Annotated in this window: 16 protein-coding genes; 7 read left to right on the top strand and 9 right to left on the bottom strand. The window is 70.1% G+C overall.

Features of this window, described 5'->3' with window-relative positions; all coding sequences use genetic code 11:
- Positions 1-78 precede the first annotated feature (78 nt).
- Positions 79-2,652: an FHA domain-containing protein gene (locus tag OG963_RS33720; RefSeq protein WP_093771996.1), complete on the bottom strand. Its 2,574-nt coding sequence runs from the start codon at positions 2,650-2,652 to the stop codon at positions 79-81.
- A gap of 307 nt (positions 2,653-2,959) precedes the next feature.
- On the opposite strand from OG963_RS33720, the gene OG963_RS33715 reads away from it, so the two are divergent.
- Positions 2,960-4,555 carry a streptophobe family protein gene (locus OG963_RS33715; RefSeq protein WP_371799774.1) on the top strand — a complete coding sequence of 532 codons (1,596 nt, stop codon included), beginning with the start codon at positions 2,960-2,962 and terminating at the stop codon, positions 4,553-4,555.
- Between the two features lie 165 nt (positions 4,556-4,720).
- Positions 4,721-5,989: a phosphoserine phosphatase SerB gene (gene serB, locus OG963_RS33710; protein WP_030920183.1), complete on the top strand. Its 1,269-nt coding sequence runs from the start codon at positions 4,721-4,723 to the stop codon at positions 5,987-5,989.
- A 91-nt stretch (positions 5,990-6,080) separates the two neighbouring features.
- Here the strand turns inward: serB and OG963_RS33705 are convergent, their stop codons facing one another.
- From OG963_RS33705 to OG963_RS33690, 4 genes are all read right to left on the bottom strand, one after another.
- Positions 6,081-6,599 carry a histidine phosphatase family protein gene (locus tag OG963_RS33705; protein ID WP_030920180.1) on the bottom strand — a complete coding sequence of 173 codons (519 nt, stop codon included), beginning with the start codon at positions 6,597-6,599 and terminating at the stop codon, positions 6,081-6,083.
- A gap of 74 nt (positions 6,600-6,673) precedes the next feature.
- Positions 6,674-6,880 (bottom strand): hypothetical protein, encoded by a 207-nt coding sequence (locus tag OG963_RS33700; protein ID WP_093771991.1) that lies wholly within the window; start codon positions 6,878-6,880, stop codon positions 6,674-6,676.
- Positions 6,881-7,097: 217 nt separating this feature from the next.
- Positions 7,098-7,214, bottom strand: a complete 117-nt coding sequence (locus tag OG963_RS33695) for an SGM_5486 family transporter-associated protein (protein WP_093771989.1) — start codon at positions 7,212-7,214, stop codon at positions 7,098-7,100.
- Between the two features lie 17 nt (positions 7,215-7,231).
- Positions 7,232-8,557, bottom strand: a complete 1,326-nt coding sequence (locus tag OG963_RS33690) for a CynX/NimT family MFS transporter (RefSeq protein WP_371799773.1) — start codon at positions 8,555-8,557, stop codon at positions 7,232-7,234.
- A gap of 121 nt (positions 8,558-8,678) precedes the next feature.
- On the opposite strand from OG963_RS33690, the gene OG963_RS33685 reads away from it, so the two are divergent.
- Positions 8,679-9,353: a FadR/GntR family transcriptional regulator gene (locus OG963_RS33685; protein WP_030920171.1), complete on the top strand. Its 675-nt coding sequence runs from the start codon at positions 8,679-8,681 to the stop codon at positions 9,351-9,353.
- 198 nt (positions 9,354-9,551) lie between these two features.
- Here OG963_RS33685 and OG963_RS33680 read toward each other — a convergent pair whose 3' ends face one another.
- The 3 genes from OG963_RS33680 to fabG all read right to left on the bottom strand — a co-directional run bounded on the left by OG963_RS33680 (position 9,552) and on the right by fabG (position 11,575).
- Entirely contained in the window at positions 9,552-9,914 is a 363-nt protein-coding gene (locus tag OG963_RS33680; protein ID WP_030920168.1) for a hypothetical protein, read from the bottom strand.
- A 168-nt stretch (positions 9,915-10,082) separates the two neighbouring features.
- Complete coding sequence (gene fabI, locus OG963_RS33675) at positions 10,083-10,850, bottom strand: enoyl-ACP reductase FabI (RefSeq protein WP_030920165.1); 768 nt, start codon at positions 10,848-10,850, stop codon at positions 10,083-10,085.
- Between the two features lie 5 nt (positions 10,851-10,855).
- Positions 10,856-11,575 carry a 3-oxoacyl-[acyl-carrier-protein] reductase gene (gene fabG / locus OG963_RS33670; protein ID WP_030974465.1) on the bottom strand — a complete coding sequence of 240 codons (720 nt, stop codon included), beginning with the start codon at positions 11,573-11,575 and terminating at the stop codon, positions 10,856-10,858.
- Between the two features lie 239 nt (positions 11,576-11,814).
- On the opposite strand from fabG, the gene OG963_RS33665 reads away from it, so the two are divergent.
- Genes OG963_RS33665 through tyrS form a run of 3 tightly spaced genes read left to right on the top strand, consistent with a single transcriptional unit; the run spans position 11,815 to position 16,049 of the window.
- Positions 11,815-13,338: a TldD/PmbA family protein gene (locus OG963_RS33665; protein WP_030920157.1), complete on the top strand. Its 1,524-nt coding sequence runs from the start codon at positions 11,815-11,817 to the stop codon at positions 13,336-13,338.
- A complete protein-coding gene (locus tag OG963_RS33660) occupies positions 13,335-14,729 on the top strand; it encodes a metallopeptidase TldD-related protein (RefSeq protein ID WP_093771987.1) in 1,395 nt (464 codons plus the stop codon). Before OG963_RS33665 ends, OG963_RS33660 begins: the two co-directional genes overlap by 4 nt.
- 51 nt (positions 14,730-14,780) lie before the next feature.
- Positions 14,781-16,049: a tyrosine--tRNA ligase gene (gene tyrS / locus OG963_RS33655; protein ID WP_030920153.1), complete on the top strand. Its 1,269-nt coding sequence runs from the start codon at positions 14,781-14,783 to the stop codon at positions 16,047-16,049.
- Between the two features lie 67 nt (positions 16,050-16,116).
- Here tyrS and OG963_RS33650 read toward each other — a convergent pair whose 3' ends face one another.
- The gene (locus OG963_RS33650; protein WP_030920150.1) at positions 16,117-16,395 is read right to left on the bottom strand and encodes a GlsB/YeaQ/YmgE family stress response membrane protein; all 279 of its coding nucleotides are present in this window, start codon (positions 16,393-16,395) and stop codon (positions 16,117-16,119) included.
- A gap of 202 nt (positions 16,396-16,597) precedes the next feature.
- Between OG963_RS33650 and OG963_RS33645 the strand changes: the two genes are divergently transcribed.
- Positions 16,598-16,960 (top strand): DUF3099 domain-containing protein, encoded by a 363-nt coding sequence (locus tag OG963_RS33645; protein WP_093772282.1) that lies wholly within the window; start codon positions 16,598-16,600, stop codon positions 16,958-16,960.
- The last annotated feature ends 2 nt before the right edge of the window (positions 16,961-16,962 follow it).

Below are 16,962 nucleotides of genomic sequence, written 5' to 3'. Positions count from 1 at the left end.
CAACGCCGAAGGGCGGCACCCCATTCCGGGTGCCGCCCTTCGGCGTTCCGTGCGTGCCGCGCACGCCGTGCCGGCGCCCTACTTGCGCATGACCTCCGGCTCATGGCGGCGCAGCAGGCGCGCCACCGCGAATCCGCAGATGACGCCGAGAAACAGCAGCACCGCGATGTTCATCCCCCACTGACCGGCCGTGTGCTCCCACAACGGGTCGAGGTCGGTCGGGTTCTTCTGGTCCCACGGCGGCATCAGGTGCGCCAGGTCGAGCGTCGACCCGGCGGCCGCGATGGCCCAGCGGGACGGCATCAGCCAGGCGAACTGCTCCAGGCCGGGCGATCCGTACACCTGGAAGAGGATGCCGGTGAACACGACCTGGACGATCGCGAACATGACCAGCAGCGGCATGGTCTTCTCGGCGGTCTTCACGAGCGAGGAGATCACCAGGCCGAACATCATCGAGGTGAAGCCCAGCGCGGTGATCGTGACGCAGAGCTCGACGGCCGGCGGCATGATCAGGCCCTCTTCGGGCAGGTCGCGGGTGGCGAAGCCGATGCCGCAGATGATGACGCCCTGGATGGCCGTGATCACGCCGAGGACGATCACCTTGGACATCAGATAGGCGGAGCGGGAGAGGCCGGTGGCCCGTTCCCGTTCGTAGATGACGCGTTCCTTGATCAGTTCTCGTACGGAGTTGGCCGCACCCGAGAAACACATGCCGACCGCGAGGATCAGCATGATTGTTCCGGCGTCTCCGTTGAACTTCGACGGCGGCTTCGGAGGGGCCAGGCCGAAGTCGGCGGGGATGACCACGCTGACGATGCCGAGGACCGCGGGCAGGATCACCATCAGACCCATGAAGCCCTTGTCGGACGCGATCACCGACACGTATCGGCGGATCAGCGTCCACAGCTGCGTCATCCAGCCCTGCGGCTTCGGGGGACGCATCTGCTGCGGCGGCGGCATGTGTACGGACTGTGCGGCGACGGCGTCGATGTCCGCGGCGTACATCTGGTAGTGCTGCGAGCCGCGCCAACGGCCCGCCCAGTCGTAGTCGCGGTAGTTCTCGAACGCGGAGAAGACGTCGGCCCAGGTGGTGTAGCCGAAGAAGTTGAGCGCTTCCTCCGGCGGACCGAAGTAGGCGACGGAACCGCCCGGCGCCATGACGAGCAGCTTGTCGCAGATCGCCAGCTCGGCGACCGAGTGCGTGACGACGAGGACCGTACGGCCGTCGTCGGCGAGACCGCGCAGCAGCTGCATGACATCGCGGTCCATGCCCGGGTCGAGCCCTGAGGTCGGCTCGTCCAGGAAGATCAGCGACGGCTTGGTGAGCAGCTCGAGGGCGACGGAGACACGCTTGCGCTGGCCACCGGAGAGCGAGGTGACCTTCTTGTCCTTGTGGATGTCGAGCTTGAGCTCGGCGAGGACCTCGTGGATCCGGGACTGGCGCTCGGCCTCGGTGGTGTCCGCGGGGAAGCGCAGCTTGGCCGCGTACTTGAGAGCCTTGGTGACCGTGAGTTCCTTGTGCAGGATGTCGTCCTGCGGGACCAGGCCTATGCGCTGGCGCAGCTCGGCGAACTGCTTGTACAGGTTCCGGTTGTCGTAGAGGACATCGCCCTGGTTGGCGGGCCGGTAGCCGGTGAGCGCCTTGAGCAGGGTGGACTTGCCGGAACCGGACGGGCCGATGACCGCGATGAGCGACTTCTCCGGGACGCCGAACGAGACGTCCTTGAGGATCTGCTTCCCGCCGTCGACCGTCACCGTGAGGTGCCGGGCGGAGAAGGAGACCTCACCGGTGTCGACGAACTCCTCGAGCCGGTCGCCGACCAGACGGAACGTCGAGTGACCGACACCGACGATGTCGTTCGGGCCGATGAGCGCGGAGCCGGACTTGTGGAGCGGCTGACCGTTGACGTACGTGCCGTTGTGGGAACCGAGATCGCGGATCTCGAAGCGGCCGTCGGGGGTCGCGTGGAACTCGGCGTGGTGGCGCGAGACCTGGAGGTCGGAGACGACGAGTTCGTTCTCCAGCGCACGCCCGATGCGCATCACCCGGCCGAGGTCCAGCTGGTGGAACGTGGTCGGGCTGCGGTCGCCGTAGACCGGCGGGGCCCCCGCGGCACCGCCGGAACCACCTGCGCCGGGTGTCTGCGCCATCCCCTGCTGCTGCGGCACGTGAGGCTGCTGGTGCTGGGCCTGCTGGTGCGGCCGGCCCTGCGGCGTCTGCTGCCAGCCCTGCTGCTGGGGCTGCTGCGACGCGGGATCCGGCCAGTCGGCACCACCCTTCTGGGGCTGCTGCGCGGGGGCCTGCTGCGCGCCCGCACCCTGACCGCTGTACAGATCGGCGCCCGCGGCGGATCCGCTGAAGCTCAGCCGCGGTCCGTCAGTGGCGTTGCCCAGGTACACGGCGGAGCCCGGCCCGATGTCCATCTGGTGGATCCGCTGGCCCTGCACATAGGTGCCGTTGGTGGAGCCGTGGTCCTCGATGAACCAACTACGGCCCCCCCAGCTGATCGTGGCATGCCGCCACGACACCCTGGCGTCGTCGATCGACAGGTCGCCCTGCGGATCGCGCCCGAGGGTGTACGGCCTGGACGGATCGAGCGTCCAGGTCCTTCCATTCAATTCCAGTACGAGTTCCGGCACTCCGCGCCCCACTAGTTGTCCCCCGAGTTACCCCCATCACAGGGAGTCTAGGGATGCTGAACATCGTGGGGAACTATTCCAGGAGCAGTCCCCGATACGAAAGTCGGGCCGGTTCGGGACCGTGACGAGACGTGCCCCCACGCGCCGTTGACTCGGGAGAAACATGCTCGGAGAGTGGTAAGCGCCCATGAGTGCGTACGGATCATGAGCGAATAGGTCAACTCAGGGCATCTCGGTGCGAATTGAGGGGGTCCTGATGGCGAGGGACGCGCGCGGAGGCGACGGCGGTACGGGGCATATCCCTTGGGGGAAAGCGGCGTTGACCGCCATCGCCTCGGTCGGCTGGGCGATGGTCGCGATGGCGGGGACGGCGGCCCTGGGACTGCATCTGCTCGGCGCCGACTCGGCAGGGGCACTGGGGCCGATGACGGCGGCCGTGGTGGTGCTGGGGGTGGGCGGATCGGTCTCTCCGTCGGGGGATGTCTCGGCGTTCGGACTGGACGGGGCCGAGGCGCACGCCGCCCTGTCGGTCACACCACTGGGGGTGGGGCTGGCCGGTGCGCTGTTCCTCTCCTTCTTCTTCCTGCGATCGCTGCGCGGGGCAGGAGCGGTCCTGCCCGGTGCCGAACTCGCGGTCCGCGCGGGGGCGGTGGTGGTGCTCTTCGTCGCCGTGCTCGGCGGGCTGGCCTGGGCCGGTCACGATGTCGTGACGATCGACGGTGCGTCGCTGGGCCTGGACGGGGTGCCGGGGGCGGACGGCGATGTCCCCGGTGGGGCCGGGGGCATCGGGGACCTGCTGCCGGGCGGGCTCGGCGATCTGGGTGACCTCGGCGGTCTGCTGCCGGACCGGCTGGCGGATCTCGCAAGGGCTGAGGCCCATGTCGGGTTCACGGTCGACACGGCGAAGTCGCTGGCGGGCGGGGCCTGCTGGGTGCTCGGAGTTCTGGTGATCGCAGTTCTCGCCTCGCGTCGTACGCCGTTGCCGTCCGGTCTGGTGTGGCTGCACCGGACCGTGCGTCCGGCGGCGTCCGCGCTGGTGTCGGTGCTGCTCGTGGCGGTGGTCGCCGGGTGCGCGGCCGCGGCGTACGCGGCGGCCGGTGACGACCACCCGAAGCGGATCGCGGGCGCCGCGTTGCTCGGGGCGCCGAACGGGACGTGGCTCGGGGTGCCGCTCGGCCTCTTCGTGCCGTGGGACGGACAGGCGACCGGCGAGCTGGCCGAGCTGCTTCCCGATCCGCTGGACGAGCTGCTGCGGATGTCCGCCGACGAACCGGTGACGGTCGGGCGGCTGGCCGAACTGGACCACCGGGTCTGGCTGCTGGTGGTCGCCGCCGTGGTGATGATGCTGTACGCGGGGGTGCTGGCCGCGACACGTACCGACCGGGGCGAGGCGACCGCCGTCCGGTTCGCGGGGTGGTGTGCGCTGCGGCTGGCAGGAGTGACGGCGGCGACCCTGCCCCTGCTGGTGTTGCTGACGGAGGTGTCCGCGGACGGATCACTCTCGGTGCTGGGCTTCGATGCGTTCGGGGCCGGGATCGAGTTGCACGGGCATCCGGGGACGGCCGCGGTACTGGGTGCGGTGTGGGGTGCGGGTGCGGGCGGGGTGGGAGCGCTGGTGGCGTGCGCGGCAGGAGCGGCGCCCACGGTTCCGGCGGGGTCGTCGGGCCGGGGTGGCGACGAAGGCGGTGCAGGTGGCCCGATGCCTGGGCCGTACACGCCGTCGCGGCCGTACCGCGCGTCGCACGAGGAGACCAACCCGTATCTGCGCCCGCATCCGGCGGACGCGATCCATGGGGCGCCGACGGTGGTGGGACCGATCGTCCCGCCCACCCCGCCGAAGGTGCCGCCCCCGGGGCCCGGGCCGGCGCCGCGGGACGAGGCCCCGCCGCCCGACCGGCCGCCCGCGCGGGGGTGAACGCGTCTCCCCGGCCGTCGGGCGGGTGCGGGAACGCCGGGTGAAAGCTCCGTTCCCGGGCGCCGGACCGGCTTGGAAACGCGCCGGTCGGGAACCCCTTCCCGGTGTCCGGTCCGCGGGACGGGGCTTCGGGCGGGTGAGACGGACCGATACGGTGGAGGCACCATGAGCGCATCTCAGCCCCCTCAGTCCTCCTCGTCTCCTGAGCCCCCTGAGGCCCGTCAGGGCACCGACACCCCCACCCTTCTCGTCAAGATCTTCGGCAAGGACCGCCCCGGCATCACCGCGGGGCTCTTCGACACGCTCGCCGCCTACGCGGTCGATGTCGTCGACATCGAGCAGGTCGTCACCCGTGGCCGTATCGTCCTGTGCGCGCTGGTCACCGCTCCCACCGGTGGCAGCGCCGCGGCCGGCACCACCGAGGGCGATCTGCGGGCGACCGTGCACAGCTGGGCCGAATCGCTGAAGCTGCAGGCCGAGATCATCTCCGGGACCGGTGACAACCGGCCGCGTGGTTACGGACGCTCCCATGTGACCGTGCTCGGACACCCGCTGACCGCCGAGTCGACCGCGGCCATAGCGGCCACGATCACATCGACGGGCGGCAACATCGACCGGATCTTCCGGCTGGCGAAGTACCCGGTCACAGCCGTCGAGTTCGCCGTGTCCGGCACCGCCACCGCGGACCTGCGGACCGCCCTGGCCACCGAGGCCGCCGGTATCGGGGTCGACGTCGCCGTCGTATCGGCCGGACTGAGCCGGCGTGCGCAGCGGCTGGTCGTCATGGATGTCGACTCGACGCTCATCCAGGACGAGGTCATCGAGCTGTTCGCGGCGCACGCCGGCTGCGAGGACAAGGTCGCCGAGGTGACCGCGCAGGCGATGCGCGGCGAGCTCGATTTCGAGCAGTCGCTGCACGCGCGGGTGGCGCTGCTGGCGGGGCTCGACGTGTCGGTGGTGGACAAGGTGCGCGCCGAGGTGCGGCTGACGCCCGGTGCCCGCACGCTGATCCGTACGCTGAAGCGGCTGGGCTACCAAGTGGGCGTCGTCTCCGGCGGGTTCACCCAGGTCACCGACGATCTGAAGGAACGGCTCGGGCTAGACTTCGCCTCCGCCAACACTCTGGAAGTGGTCGACGGCAAGCTCACCGGCCGGGTCGTCGGCGACGTCGTGGACCGGGCGGGCAAGGCGAGGCTGCTGCGCAGCTTCGCCGAGCAGGCCGGGGTCCCGCTTGCGCAGACCGTCGCGATCGGCGATGGCGCGAATGACCTGGACATGCTGAACACGGCCGGTCTCGGGGTCGCCTTCAACGCCAAGCCGGTCGTCCGCGAGGCCGCGCACACCGCCGTGAACGTGCCGTTCCTGGACACCGTGCTGTATCTGCTCGGGATCACCCGTGAGGAGGTCGAGGCCGCCGACGGTCTCGTCGACTGACCGGCCGGCCCCGTGCCTCGCGTACGGAACAGGCCCCGGCACTCGTGACCATGTGTCCCGTGCCGGGGCCTTTCGGTGTACTGCGGCGTGATCAGTCGTTCGGCGTCCAGTATTCGACGAGCTTGCCCACCCCGTGCTCCACGCCCTTCCAGGAGCCGGAGAACTCGATCACGGCGAACGCCGCGGTCGGGAAGCCGCCACGGGTCATCCGGGCCATGGTCTCGCCCTCCGCCGAACCGGCCAGGGCGTCCGCGACGGCGTGCATGCCGGGGTTGTGGCCGATGAGAAGCAGGTTCTGTACGTCGTCGGGGGTCTCGTTGAGCAGCGCGATCAGCTCGCCGAGGGAGGCCTCGTACAGTCGCTCCTCGTACACGGTCCTGGGCCGGTGAGGCATCTCGTGCACCGCCAGCTTCCAGGTCTCGCGCGTCCTGACGGCGGTCGAGCACAGGGCCAGATCGATGACGATGCCGGAGTCGACGAGTTTGCGGCCTGCCACGGGGGCATCCTTGCGGCCACGCTCCGCGAGCGGCCGCTCATGGTCGGAGTCCTGCGACCATTCCGCCTTTGCATGCCTGAGTAGGACGATCCTGCGAGGTGTATCGACGCTCATACACCTCAGCTTCGCACGAAATGAGCCGCCCGGCGCAGGGTGTTGGAGGGCTCCCCCACTGCGGGTGAACGGGGTCAGCGGGCCAGCAGGTCCACGATTCGCTCGAGCAGCTGACCGATCTCCGAGTCGCCCGTCGCGGCGTGCGCCTCGCCGGATCCGGAGATCAGCAGCAGCAGCGCGGCGAATGCGACCGCGGGCAGCGCGACGGCCCACCACGGCAGCCTGACCTCGACACCGGCCGAGGCCGGGCGGGGGGATCGGGTGTGGGTACGGGCCGCCATGTCCGCCTCCGTGGGCCATCGGTTCTGATACCCAGAACTTACGGATGCGGGGATGCCGGTCCCATCCGGCGACCCACCCACTTCACCCTGACCCTGGCCCCCTAGGGGATGGTGGTGCTGGCCCCACCATCGGCCCCGTGGCGGAACGCGCGAGGAGTGCCGGCCGGGAGGCGGCGGCGCGTTCCGAGGCGTCGGAGCGAGGCACCAGGGGGAGGCGTCATGGGGAGGCGAACGAGGCGATCACTGCGATGACCACCGTGATCAGGAGCATCGCCCCGAGCACGAGGAGAAGCTTCTTCTGACCGTTCTGGGGATTCGGATCGAGAACTGGCATGGGGCCAGTCTCGCATCTCAGCATTCGTCCTCGATCGTCCGGTCCCGCCCGGCCAGGATCCCCGCCACCATCTGCGGCACCATCAGGCCCGCCATCAGCGCGATCGGCAGTCCCCAGCCGCCGCTGTGCTGGTAGAGCACGCCGACGAGCAGCGGACCGGGGATCGAGATCAGATAGCCGGTGGACTGGGCGAACGCGGACAGCCGGACCACTCCGGCGCCGCTGCGGGACCGCATCCCGATCATGGTGAGGGCGAGCGGGAAGGCGCAGTTGGCGATGCCGAGGAGCAGCGCCCATGCCCAGGCGCCGCCGGCCGGTGCGAAGTAGAGGCCCGCGTATCCGACGAGGCCGCAGACGCAGAGGAAGACGACGATCGGGCCCTGGTTCTTCATCCGGGCGGCGACCCGCGGGATGACGAAGGCGAGTGGCACACCCATGGCCATCGTCACGGCGAGCAGGACGCCCGCCGTGCCCGCCGAGACCCCGGCGTCGCGGAAGATCTGCGGCATCCACCCCATGGCGATGTACGCGGCGGTGGCCTGCAGGCCGAAGAAGCAGGCGAGGCCCCAGGCCGTGCGGCTGCGGGTGATCCGGAGCGTCGGGGCATCACCGTGCTGCAGGGCGGTGGCCTGTCCGGCGGCGCCGCGACCGTCCCGCATCAGCGGGACCCAGGGCAGGACCGCGGCGGCGGCGAGCACGGCCCAGATTCCGAGACCGGCCTTCCAACTGCCACCGAGCGCGTCGGTCATGGGCACGGTGACGGCTGCGGCGAGCGCGGTGCCGAGGGCCAGCGCCATCGAGTAGAGGCCGGTCATGGAGCCGACCCGGTCCGGGAACCAGCGCTTGACGATCACCGGCATCAGGATGTTGCTGACGGCTATGCCCATCAGGGCGAGCGCGCTGGCGGCGAGGAACCCGGCCGTGGAGCCGACGAACGGCCGGATCACCAGCCCGGCCGCGATGGCGACCATGCCGGCGCAGACGACCGCGGCGGGCCCGAAGCGGCGGGCGAGGCGCGGCGCCATGATGCCGAAGACCGCGAAGCACAGCGGCGGCACGGAGGTGAGGACACCGGCGAGGCTGCCGCTCATGTGGAGCCCGTCCCGTACCTCTTCGAGAAGCGCGCCGAGGCTGGTGATGGCGGGACGGAGGTTGAGCGCGGTGAGTACGAGACCGACGGCGACCAGACGCAGCACCCAGGGGGCGGGCCCGGCCGAGCCGGAGGCGGTCCGCGCGGTCCGCGGCGCCGGGGAGTCCGTGGCGGAGGCGGTCGCCGTGGCGGTGTGCGGGCTCTGAGGCCGGCTCGCGGTCCGGGTCTGGGGCTGGGTCTCGTCTTCGGGCATGAGGTCCATCATAGAATCATGGGATGATTGATTGTCCACTCGTCCGAGAGCCTTCGGAAACCTCCGAGAAACCCGGGAACCGGAGAATCCGGAAGCCCCGAGGATCCGAGCAAGGAGCATCATGGCTTTGACCTCCCCGCGGCGGTCGGCACTCGCCGACCAGGTGATCGCCCAGCTGAGGAATCAGATCACCTCGGGCGAGTGGCCCGTCGGTTCGCGGATTCCGACCGAACCCGAACTGGTGGAGCAGCTGGGGGTGGCCCGCAACACCGTCCGCGAGGCGGTGCGCGCGCTCGCGCACAACGGGCTGCTGGACATCCGGCAGGGGTCGGGGACGTATGTCGTCGCCACGAGTGAGCTGGCCGGCGTGATGCACCGCCGGTTCGCGTCCGCCGACCCGCGTCATGTCGCCGAGCTGCGGTCGACGCTGGAGTCGTCGGCGGCCCGGCTGGCGGCCGCCCGGCGCACCGAGCGGGACCTGAAGCAGCTGGACGCGCTCATGGCGCGTCGCGAGGAGACCTGGGCCGCGGGCGACGCCGAGGCGTTCGTGGCCGCGGACGCGACGCTGCACCTGGCCGTGGTCGCCGCCTCGCACAATGACGTGCTGACGGGCCTCTACGCCGACCTGGGGGATCTGCTGCGCGACTATCTGCGGGTCGATGTCGGGCACGAGCTGCGGCCGGAGAACCATATGGACCATGCACGGCTGGTCGAGGCGATCCGGGCCGGTGACGCGGAGACGGCGGCCGCCGAAGCCGCGAGTCATGCGCTCAGCTGCCTGGTGGACCGGGTCTGATCCGAATGTTCCGCAGGAGCCGGCGGGGTGCCTTCGTCCGCGGCTGTCCCGTCATCCCTGGTGGATCGGCGCGGCGTCGGATGCGGTGCATCGAAAGGCGGAGGGGCATCCTCGCACCGGGCGTATCCGGGTGTTCCGACAACGGGGCGAGGTGCCTCAGCCGTCGTCGTGCGCCCGCCAGGGATTACGGGACAGCCCTCAGACCCGTTGGTGGGTGATCCAGACGGAGGCGACCTCCTTCCAGCAGCGGTCGTCGAGCCGTACCGTCTGTCCGGGGGCGACGTCGACGGGGATCCCGTCCGCGTCGATGTCCCACCAGCGGTCGCATTCGGTGTGCATCTGCACCCGGTCGTTGGTGGGGTACGGGTTGTGGCAGTACGCGACCACCCAGGAGCCCTGGACCGACGTACGGCAGTCGGCACCGTGCGGGTCCGGGACGGGGGCGGTCGGCGCCGACGCCCCGGGCCACCCAAGGCCGGATATGCCCAGGGGGACGACAAGTGCGGCGACGGCGACCGAGGCCGCCAGCAGGGCCCAGGTTCGGCGACGTATGGCGCGCACGGCGACCTCCTCCCCGCAGCCTGACCAAAAGTCCGGTTCCACCACATTCTGCGGTGCATCGACCATCTTTTCGACCTGAGCGGCGAACGGCCGGGCGGGGACGTACGACGGCCGCGCACCACCTGCTCGGAGGTGGTACGCGGCCGTTTCGTACAGGGTTCTACGAGGTCAGGCACCCATCATGTGCACGCCACCGTCGACGTGGATGATCTCGCCCGTGGTCTTCGGGAAGAAGTCCGAGAGCAGCGCGACGACGCCGCGGCCGGCCGGCTCCGGGTCGGCCATGTTCCAGGCGAGCGGGGAGCGGGTGTTCCAGACGTCCGCGAGCTCCGAGAAGCCCGGGATGGACTTCGCGGCCATCGAACCGATCGGACCCGCCGAGATCAGGTTGCAGCGGATGTCCTCCTTGCCCAGGTCGCGGGCGAGGTAACGGGAGGTGGCCTCCAGAGCGGCCTTGGCCGGGCCCATCCAGTCGTACTGCGGCCAGGCGAACTGTGCGTCGAAGGTGAGGCCGACGATCGAGCCACCCTCGCTCATCAGCGGCTTGCAGGCCATGGCGAGCGACTTCAGCGAGAACGCCGAGACGTGCATCGCGGTGGCGACGGACTCGAACGGGGTGTTGAGGAAGTTGCCGCCGAGCGCGTCCTGCGGCGCGAAGCCGATGGAGTGGACGACACCGTCGAGCGAACCGAGCTCCTCACGGACCAGGCCTTCGAGCCGGTCCAGGTGCTCGGTGTTGGTCACGTCCAGCTCGATGACCTTGGCGGGCTTGGGCAGCTTCTTGGCGATGCGCTCGGTCAGCGTGGGCCGGGGGAAGGCGGTCAGGATGACTTCGGCACCCTGCTCCTGGGCCACCTTGGCGGTGTGGAAGGCGATGGACGACTCCATCAGCACACCGGTGATGAGGATGCGCTTGCCGTCGAGAATTCCGATCATGGTGGTCAGTGACCCATGCCCAATCCGCCGTCAACGGGGATGACGGCTCCAGTGATGTACGACGCGTCGTCGGAGGCGAGGAAGCGCACCGCGGCGGCGATCTCCTCGGGCCGCGCGTAACGGGCCAGCGGCACCTGGGCGACGATGCCCTTGCGCTGCTCCTCGGTGAGGACCTGGGTCATGTCGGTGTCGACAAAACCGGGCGCGACGACGTTGAAAGTGATGTTCCGCGAGCCGAGCTCGCGCGCCAGCGACCGGGCGAAGCCGACCAGACCGGCCTTGGAGGCGGCGTAGTTGGCCTGCCCCGCCGAGCCGAGGAGACCGACGACGGAGGAGATGAGGACGACGCGGCCCTTCTTGGCGCGCAGCATGGCGCGGTTGGCGCGCTTGACGACCCGGAAGGTGCCGGTGAGGTTGGTGTCGAGTACGGACGTGAAGTCCTCCTCGGACATCCGCATCAGCAACTGGTCCTTGGTGATACCGGCGTTGGCGACCAGCACCTCGACCGGACCGTGCTTCTCCTCGATCTCCTTGTAGGCCTGCTCCACCTGCTCGCCGTCGGTGATGTCGCACCGGACGGCCAGAACGCCGGCCTCGGTGAGGGCCTGGGGCGGCTCGCCCGAGCGGTACGTGATCGCGACCTTGTCGCCGTTGTCGGCGAAAGCGCGGGCGATGGCGAGGCCGATGCCCCGGTTTCCTCCGGTGACGAGAACCGAGCGGCTCAACGGATCACCCTTTCGATAGCGGTCTGGTACCTCGAAAACCTATCGGTACCAGGTGCTCCACGGGGAATCGGCCCCTGACAGTGGCTTCCGCAAGGCACTGTGGGGTTCCTACAGTGCCTTGCCCCGCACCGCCGGATCCGCTCCGGAAAATTGCGGGAAAACCAGAGGCCCCTGACGGGCTCGCACCGCATGATTCACTGCGGAGACACATCGCACAGGTCGAGAAGGGGAAAGCCGACGTGCCCCATGAGGTAGATCAGTCATTCCTGGCCCTGCCACTACGGGCCCTCGCCGACGCGGCGCTGGCCCGGGCCCGGGCGCTGGGCGCCGTCCACGCGGACTTCCGCTTCGAGCGGGTGCGCAGCGCGTCCTGGCGGCTGCGGGACGCCCGGCCCGCCGGGACTTCGGACACCACCGATCTCGGGTACGCGGTGCGTGTGGTGCACGGCGGGGCGTGGGGGTTCGCGTCCGGCGTGGATCTGACCATGGACGCGGCGGCGAAGGTCGCGTCCCAGGCGGTCGCCATGGCGAAGCTGTCGGCCAAGGTGATCGCGGCGGCCGGGTCCGACGAGCGGGTGGAGCTGGCGGACGAGCCGGTGCACGGCGAGCGGACCTGGGTGTCGGCGTACGACGTCGACCCGTTCTCCGTACCGGACGAGGAGAAGGCGGGGCTGCTCGCCGAGTGGAGCAGCCGGCTCCTCGGCGCGGAGGGTGTCGCGCATGTGGACGCCTCGCTCATGACCGTCCATGAGAACAAGTTCTACGCGGACACGGCGGGCACCGTCACCACCCAGCAGCGGGTGCGGCTGCATCCGCAGTTCACCGCCGTCGCCGTGGACGGGACGACCGGTGAGTTCGACTCGATGCGGACCATCGCGCCGCCGGTGGGCCGCGGCTGGGAGTACCTCACGGGCACCGGCTGGGACTGGGACTCGGAGCTGGAGCGGATCCCGGGGCTGCTCGCCGAGAAGATGCGGGCACCGAGCGTCGAGGCGGGGACGTACGACCTGGTCGTCGACCCGTCGAATCTCTGGCTGACGATCCACGAGTCGATCGGCCACGCCACCGAACTCGACCGGGCGCTGGGGTACGAGGCGGCGTACGCCGGGACCTCGTTCGCCACCTTCGACCAGCTGGGCAAGCTGGCGTACGGCTCGCCCGTGATGAATGTGACGGGCGACCGCACCGCCGAGCACGGCCTCGCGACCATCGGTTACGACGACGAGGGTGTCGAGGGCCAGTCCTGGGACCTGATCAAGGACGGGACGCTGGTCGGCTACCAGCTCGACCGGAGGATCGCGAAGCTGACGGGCCTCGGCCGGTCCAACGGGTGTGCGTACGCCGACTCGCCGGGCCACGTCCCCGTGCAGCGGATGGCGAACGTGTCGCTGCAGCCGGATCCGGGCGGGCTGTCCACGGAGGATCTGATCGGCGGGGTGGAGCGCGGCATCTATGTCGTCGGCGACCGGTCCTGGTCGATCGACATGCAGCGCTACAACTTCCAGTTCACCGGGCAGCGCTTCTTCCGCATCGAGAACGGCAAGCTGGCCGGTCAGCTGCGCGACGTCGCCTACCAGGCGACTACGACGGACTTCTGGGGCTCGATGGAGAAGGTCGGCGGCCCGCAGACGTACGTCCTGGGCGGCGCCTTCAACTGCGGCAAGGCCCAGCCGGGCCAGGTCGCGGCCGTCTCGCACGGCTGCCCCTCCGCCCTCTTCCGAGGCGTGAACATCCTCAACACGACGCAGGAGGCGGGCCGATGAGCCGCGTCAGCAAGCCGTACGAGATCGTCGAGCGCGCGCTCGAGCTGTCCACCGCCGACGGCTGTGTGGTCATCGCCGACGAGGACTCCTCCGCCAATCTGCGCTGGGCGGGCAACGCGCTCACCACGAACGGGGTGACCCGGGGGCGGACCCTGACGGTCATCGCGACGGTGGACGGCGCCGAGGGCGCGGCATCCGGTGTGGTGTCCCGTTCCGCGGTCACCGCCGACGACCTGGAGCCGCTGGTGCGGGCCGCGGAGGCCGCCGCGCGCGGGGCCGGGCCCGCCGAGGACGCGCAGCCGCTGGTCACCGGCGTGCCCTCGTCCCCCGATTTCACGGATGCCCCGGCCGAGACGAGTTCCGAGGTGTTCGCGGAGTTCGCCCCGGCGCTCGGTGACGCCTTCGCCCGCGCCCGGGCCGGCGGCCGCGAGCTGTACGGCTTCGCGCACCATCAGCTGACGTCGACGTATCTGGGCACGTCGACGGGGCTGCGGCTGCGCCACGACCAGCCGAACGGGACGCTGGAGCTGAACGCCAAGTCCCCCGACCGGTCGCGTTCCGCCTGGGCGGGCCGGGCCACCAGGGACTTCAAGGATGTCGACCCGGCCGAGCTGGACGCGGAGCTGGCACAGCGGCTGGGCTGGGCGGAGCGCCGGATCGAATTGCCCGCCGGGCGGTACGAGACGCTGCTGCCGCCCACCGCCGTGGCCGATCTGCTGATCTACCAGCTGTGGTCGTCGACGGCCCGGGACGCCGCCGAGGGCCGGACGGTCTTCTCCAAGCCGGGGGGTGGCACCCGGCTCGGCGAGACCCTGTCCGAGCTGCCGCTGACCCTGCGCAGCGACCCGAACGCGCCGGGGCTCGAATCCGCGCCGTTCGTGATCGCCCACTCCTCCGGCGACGGCGCCTCCGTCTTCGACAACGGGCTGCCGCTGTCGTCGACCGACTGGATCCGGGACGGCCGGCTGGACCGTCTGACGACCACCCGGCACACGGCCGGACTGACCGGGCTGCCGGTGGCTCCGGCCATCGACAACCTGGTGCTCGACGGTGGTGGTGAGCGGTCGCTGGACGAGATGGTGGCGGCGACGACCGGCCGGGCCCTGCTGCTGACCTGCCTCTGGTACATCCGGGAGGTCGATCCGGCGACGCTGCTGCTGACCGGACTCACCCGGGACGGGGTGTATCTGGTGGAGGACGGCGAGGTGGTCGGCGAGGTGAACAACTTCCGGTTCAACGAGTCGCCGGTCGATCTTCTGTCGCGGGCCGTCGAGGCGGGCCGTACCGAGAAGACGCTGCCGCGCGAGTGGGGCGACTGGTTCACCCGGGCCGCGATGCCGGCGCTGCGGATCCCGGACTTCAATATGAGTTCGGTCAGTCTCGGGGTGTGACCCTAGACTGACCGTGGCAGATCAGCACACGTAACAGGGAGACACAGAACAGTGACGGAGATCGTCGACGAGCTGAAGTGGCGCGGGCTGTTCGCCCAGTCCACTGACGAGGACGCATTGCGCAAGGCTCTCGCGGACGGTCCCGTCACGTTCTATTGCGGGTTCGACCCGACCGCGGCGAGTCTGCACGTGGGTCACCTGGTGCAGGTGCTCACCGTGCGCCGGCTGCAGCAGGCCGGGCACCGGCCGCTCGCCCTGGTCGGCGGGGCCACCGGCCAGATCGGTGACCCGCGGCCGACGGCCGAGCGGACGCTGAACGACCCGGAGACGGTCGCGAACTGGGTGACGCGGCTGCGTTCCCAGATCGAGCCGTTCCTCTCCTTCGAAGGCGCGAACGCCGCGGTCATGGTGAACAACCTTGACTGGACCGCGGGCATGTCCGCGATCGAGTTCCTGCGGGACATCGGCAAGCACTTCCGGGTCAACAAGATGCTGACCAAGGACTCGGTCGCCCGCCGGCTGGAGTCCCAGGAGGGCATCAGCTACACGGAGTTCAGCTACCAGCTGCTGCAGGGCATGGACTTCCTGGAGCTGTACCGGCGCTACGGCTGCACCCTCCAGCAGGGCGGCAGCGACCAGTGGGGCAACCTCACCGCGGGCATCGACCTGATCCACCGCCTGGAGCCGGGTGCCGAGGTGCACGCACTGGCCACGCCGCTCATGGTGAAGGCGGACGGCACCAAGTTCGGCAAGTCCGAGAGCGGGGCCGTCTGGCTCGACCCGGAGATGACGACGCCGTACGCGTTCTACCAGTTCTGGCTGAACGTGGACGACCGGGACATCTCCCCGTACATGCGCATCCTCAGCTTCAGGAGCCGCGCCGAGCTGGAAGAACTGGAGAAGCTCACCGAGGAGCGTCCGCAGGCCCGGACGGCGCAGCGGGCGCTGGCGGAGGAGCTGACGACTCTGGTGCACGGCGCCGAGCAGTGCGCGTCGGTCATCGCGGCCTCGAAGGCGCTGTTCGGCCAGGGTGAGCTGGGCGACCTGGACGAGGCCACGCTGAGCGCGGCGCTCTCCGAGGTGCCGCACGCCGAGGTCACCGAGCTGGGCCCGCTGGTGGACCTCCTGGTGGAGGTCGGTCTGGCGCCGAGCAAGTCGGGGGCCCGCCGTACGGTCAAGGAGGGCGGCGCCTACGTGAACAACGTCAAGGTCGTGGACGGCGAGGCCGCTCCGGCCCGCGAGGAGCTGCTGCACGGGCGCTGGCTGGTGCTGCGCCGGGGCAAGAAGAACCTCGCGGCCATCGAGGTCACGGCCGGCTGACCGGCGGCGGACAGCACACGGCGGCCGGGCACGCGAGATGCGTGCCCGGCCGTCGCCGCGTCGGCGCTCAGGCCTTCTGTTTTCTGGTGCCGCGCATCGACGTCCAGAGCATGTCGCCGACGCCGACGACGACCACGGCGCCGATCAGCTGGAGCAGATGGCGCGTCCAGTCGATGCCCCTGGTGTCGTTGACGCCGATCCACGTCGCGACGGCATTGCCGAGGACGCTCCCGATGATCCCGAAGATGGTCGTCAGCCAGAGTGGGATCTGCTGCTTGCCCGGCAGGATCGCCTTCGCGATCAGGCCGAGGACCAGACCCACGATGATTGCCCACAGCCAACCCATGTCGCCTCCTGGTGCGGCGCGGTGTCGCGCATGTGCGCAAGTCTTGGCGCATCAGCCGTGCGCCGCATGTCGGACAGGTCCATACGTGCCGCGGGTGTACTGATGTGCACGAATACTGCGTGCCCCGGTCTCGATGCCTCCGGATGCCGGGCGTACCGTGGAACGGCTCGTGAAGAGCCAGGGGAAGGGTGACGGGAACGTGATGCGGAAGCAGAGTGGTGCGGAGGTCTTCCGGATCACGGGAGCCCGGCAGAGCCTCGCGGACGATGTCCGCGGCAGGCAGCGACGCTATGTGATCTCGATGTCCGTACGGACGGTTTCGGTGGTCCTGGCCGCCGTGCTGTGGAACATCGAGAAGCCTGTGGCCATCGTGGCGCTCGCGCTGGGCGCGCTGCTCCCGTACGTCGCCGTGGTCATCGCCAACGCGGGCCGGGAGAACACTCCTTCGCTGCCGTCGACCTTCGTGCCGCCACCTGTCAGGCCGGCGCTCGAGGCCGCCCCGCCGGCCGGCCCGGCGGACTCCGACCGGGTCCGTAGCGCCCCGGATCCGCATGAGCACAGCTGAGC

The organism is Streptomyces sp. NBC_01707 (genome assembly GCF_041438805.1).
Classification (GTDB): Bacteria; Actinomycetota; Actinomycetes; order Streptomycetales; family Streptomycetaceae; genus Streptomyces.
The sequence above is the reverse complement of the archived record's forward strand: the minus strand, read 5'-3'. Positions and strand labels throughout refer to the sequence as shown.